Genomic DNA, 3,309 nt, shown 5'->3' with positions numbered 1-3,309 from the left:
AGGCGGCGGGCCACCCAGGAAGCGTTCCAATTCATTCGTCAAAGTTCTCAACAATCACAGCCTTCTTTCAAATGGCAGGAGGCCGCCGTCGTACCCCGAACGTTTGCCTTATACGTTTAGAACCGTAGACACAGGGGCGGCGCCGCCGCGCGGCGGCACCCGCCGGGAAGGGGGACGGACATGCGCAGGAACTGTTTGGGTCGGCCTGGGTTGCTGGCAGTGGTGGCGGCGGTAGTGGCTGTGAGCGTATCCTGGGCGGCGTTCGCCGAAGGGCAGCCGGCGGGGCCGGCGTTCAACCAGGCCAACCTGGGCAAGATCAAACTGCCGCCGGGCTTCAAGATCAGCGTCTTCGCCCAGGTGCCCCGGGCCCGCTCGATGGCCGTCGGCGAGCCCATGGGAGTTGTCTTCGTGGGCACCCGCTACGACAAGGTGTACGCCGTCGTGGACCGGAACAAGGACGGGATCGGCGACGAGGTGATCGCCATCGCCAGCGACCTGAAGGTGCCCAACGGGATTGCGTTCAAGGGCGGCGTGCTCTACGTCGCCGAGCAGCACCGGATCATCCGCTTCTTCGCCCCGGAGTTTGACATCGAGCGCCAGTTCCCGCCCGAGGTCATCTTCGAGAACCTGCCCGACAAGTTCGCCCACGGCTGGCGCTACGCCGCCGTCGGCCCGGACGACAGGCTCTACGTGGCGGTGGGCATCCCCTGCAACATCTGCGACCCGCAGGGCATCGAGGGCACCATCATCCGCATGGACCTCGATGGCAAGAACATGGAGGTCTACGCCTCCGGCGTTCGCAACTCCGTGGGCATGGACTGGCACCCGGTGACCGGGGAGATGTTCTTCACGAACAACGGCGCCGACGGTCTGGGGGACGATGTGCCGCCCGACACGCTGCTTCAAGCGCCCAGGGCCGGGCTCTATTTCGGCTTCCCGTACGTGCCCACCGCCGGCGGCGAGACGCCGACGCCCGGGTACGAGGGCAAGAGCCCGCCGCAGCCGGTTGCCCGGGCGGCCCTGAACTTCCAGGCCCACGTGGCGCCGCTAGGTATCCACTTTTACCGGGGCAGCATGTTCCCGGAAGAGTACCGCAACTCTGCCTTTGTGGCGCTTCACGGCTCCTGGAACCGCTCGGTGCCGGTGGGGTACGAGGTGCTACGAATCAAGTTCGACCAGGAGGGCCAGCCGGTGTCACAGGAGGTGTTTGCGACCGGGTGGCTCCAGGGGCGGTCGGCCTGGGGTAGGCCCGTGGACATCAAGGAGCTGCCCGACGGCTCGCTTCTGGTCTCGGACGACTTCGCCGGGGTGATCTACCGCATCACGTACGAGGGCAGGTAGTCAGCAGCCCGGCCAGAGCGGGACGCCATTCCCGGCGACACCCACAGGCCCCTTCGCCCTTGGCTGCGCCCTTAACGGGGCAGCCGGATCTGCCCTTCCTGGTGACTGATGGCCCGGATGTTGATGTGGGGCGGCGGCGTCACAGGGATGCCCGCTTCGCACCGTAGCAAAGTGAAGAGGCTTGGCAGCGTCGTCACGGTTAGAAGCAAACACAGCGCGGTTGGGTTCACCCTTTACGCTGCACTGAGGGAAAGGAGGCGACGCACGTGGAACCGGCGAGGACTACGCGCGGGGCCCTCCTGCGGCGGCTCCTGCACCGCAAGGAGGGGATGAGCATCGACGAACTCGCCGCCTCCCTTGGCATCAGCCGCGGTACGGTTCAGCAGCACCTGGCGCTTCTCGAACGCGAAGGCCTGGTCAAGGTAACCGTCCGGCGCCGTTCGGCGGGCCGCCCCAGCCGGGTCTTCCGGCTCACGGACGCGGGGTACGAGAGCTTCCCCCGCCGCTACGACCTGCTTTCGACCCGCACGCTGCAAGCGATGCGGGAGATGGTGGGAGAAGAAGGGCTGGACCGGCTCTTCGAGAGCGTCGCCGGAAGCCTCGGGGAGGAACTCCTGCCCCGCGTGCACGCCGCGCCGCCCTCGCGCCGCGTCGAGGCCGTCATCGCCATCATGAACGAGCTTGGCTACGACGCCGAAGCCTGTGACGACGGCCAGACCATCCAGGCGGTGAACTGCATCTACCATCACCTGGCCTCCGAGACGCGGGCGGTGTGCCGGTTCGACGTGCGGCTGCTGTCCCGGCTCCTCGGAACCGGTATAAAGCACGTCGCCTGCATGGCTGCCGGCGATCCCCGCTGCCTGTTCCGCATAGCCGGCCCTCAAGAACCCATGGCATCCCCCTCCGGCAAGTCCGGAGCCGTCCCTGACCAAGGAAAGGCCCTGCGTTAGGTTGGGCCCGGCCGAGGACAAGCGCGCGGACGTCTGCGAGAAGGCCGGGCCGGCTGGCTGGCGGTGTTCCTGGCATGGCCAGGAGATGCAGGGCTTTGCGCCGTGGTGGCCGAAGCAGAGCCATTGCAGGCTGCGCGGTTGTGGTCCTCAAAACGGACGCTCGCACGTACCGTTGAAGGAGGCGGCACCATCTCGGCGGGAGAGAGCCTGCCTGGCATCGGGGCGACGCCCGAGCGCCCCAGGGTCGTCAGCGTTAGCCGGCGCACCGACGTGCCGGCCTTTTACTCCCGCTGGTTCATGAACCGGGTGAGGGCCGGCTTTTGCGAGTGGGTGAACCCGTTCGGGGGCCGCCTTCAGCGGGTGTCACTGCGCCCACAGGACGTGGCCGCCTTCGTCTTCTGGACGCGTAACCCGTCGGCGCTCTTCCCGTATCTGCGGGACCTCGAGCGGCGGGGCTTCTCGTTTTACTTCCACTTCACCATCAACGCCTACCCGCCGGCCCTGGAGCCGAGCAACCCGCCGCCACGGCTTTCCATCGAGCGCTTTCGCGCCCTGTCGGATCGAGTCGGCCCGGAGCGCGTCTTCTGGCGCTTCGATCCGATTCTGGTAGGGGAGGCGGGCGGCGTCGAGATGGACTTCGAGTACCATTGCCGGCGGTTCGAGAAGCTCGCAAAGGCCCTGTCCGGTTACACCCGGCGCTGCTACGTCTCGTTCGTCAGCCTGTACCGCAAGACCCGGTATAACCTGGAGAAGGTGTCTTCACGGCTTGGAAAGGGCAGCGCAGGGCCGGCCGGGCTCCCGGTGGAGGAGCGGCGCCGGCTGGCGGGGGAACTCGCTGCCATCGGCGCGGGGTTCGGCATGACGCTTTACAGTTGCTGTGACGACGCCCTCGTTGGGGCAGGCACAGCCCCTGCGCAGGGGGGCGTGCAGAAGGCGCGGTGTGTGGACCCGGACGTGATCCGGCGGCTTCGCCCGGACGTGCCGTTCGTGCTGCGCCCGCGGCCCACCCGCGACCAGT

Annotated in this window: 3 protein-coding genes; all 3 read left to right on the top strand. The window is 67.5% G+C overall.

Annotation, left to right across the window (positions count from 1 at the left end; all coding sequences use genetic code 11):
* The first annotated feature begins 180 nt into the window (after positions 1-180).
* Entirely contained in the window at positions 181-1,341 is a 1,161-nt protein-coding gene (locus tag AB1609_18890) for a PQQ-dependent sugar dehydrogenase (protein MEW6048514.1), read from the top strand.
* Positions 1,342-1,607: 266 nt separating this feature from the next.
* The gene (locus tag AB1609_18885) at positions 1,608-2,291 is read left to right on the top strand and encodes a helix-turn-helix domain-containing protein (protein MEW6048513.1); all 684 of its coding nucleotides are present in this window, start codon (positions 1,608-1,610) and stop codon (positions 2,289-2,291) included.
* Between the two features lie 102 nt (positions 2,292-2,393).
* Positions 2,394-3,309, top strand: a 916-nt coding sequence (locus AB1609_18880) for a DUF1848 domain-containing protein (GenBank protein MEW6048512.1), incomplete at its 3' end; no start/stop codon positions are given.

It is taken from the genome of Bacillota bacterium (genome assembly GCA_040754675.1).
Classification (GTDB): domain Bacteria; phylum Bacillota; class Limnochordia; order Limnochordales; family Geochordaceae; genus Geochorda.
Note: the sequence above shows the minus strand (reverse complement) of the source record. Positions and strands in the feature narration are given on the sequence as shown.

What these genes read in the sequence shown, in the direction of transcription:
- AB1609_18890 (MEW6048514.1), top strand. Translation starts at nt 181, where the DNA reads ATGCGCAGGAACTGTTTGGGTCGGCCTGGGTTGCTGGCAGTGGTGGCG.